Origin of the sequence: Kluyvera chengduensis (genome assembly GCF_044197065.1) — a bacterium.
GTDB lineage: Bacteria > Pseudomonadota > Gammaproteobacteria > Enterobacterales > Enterobacteriaceae > Kluyvera > Kluyvera ascorbata_C.
The window spans coordinates 1-548 of record NZ_JBIQOI010000025.1; the positions used below are offsets into that span (position 1 = coordinate 1).

The 548-nt window shown below is 54.6% G+C and carries 1 pseudogene; it reads left to right on the forward strand.

The features are described from left to right. Positions 1 to 13: 13 nt before the first annotated feature. Positions 14 to 548: pseudogene (locus ACH1XZ_RS23190) on the forward strand (transposase); the annotation flags it as partial.

Sequence of the window (548 nt, forward strand, 5' to 3'; positions counted from 1 at the left end):
ATAGGAGGAGCGTATGGGCACACCACGATTTACACCTGAATTTAAGGAAGAAGCCGTCCGTCAGATAACGGAGCGCGGTTATTCTGTTGCTGAAGTATCCGACCGTCTGGGCGTTTCTGCGCACAGCCTCTACAAGTGGCTACGGGCTATCAAGCCTGATAACAGCGAACAGCATGCCCGGGATTTACTGGAAGCTAAAAGCGAGATCCTGAAGCTCAGGGCACAGCTGAAGCGCACTGAGGAAGAACGGGATATTCTGAAAAAGGCCGCGCGGTACTTTGCAAGGGAGCCCGACTGAAGTACCGCTTTATCAATGAGCACCGCACTGTATGGGGTGTCATGACGATGTGTCGGGTGTTGTGCGTTGCCCGGGCCGGGTTTTATGCGTGGCTGCATAATCCGGTCTCTGCGCGGGATAAAGATAACCAGCGTCTGCTGACGCTCATCCGTGATTCATATTCCCTGAGCGGTGGCGTCTATGGCTATCGTCGGGTTCATGGCGATCTGAATGAGATCGGTGAAACCTGCGGCAAAAACCGGGTGGGCCG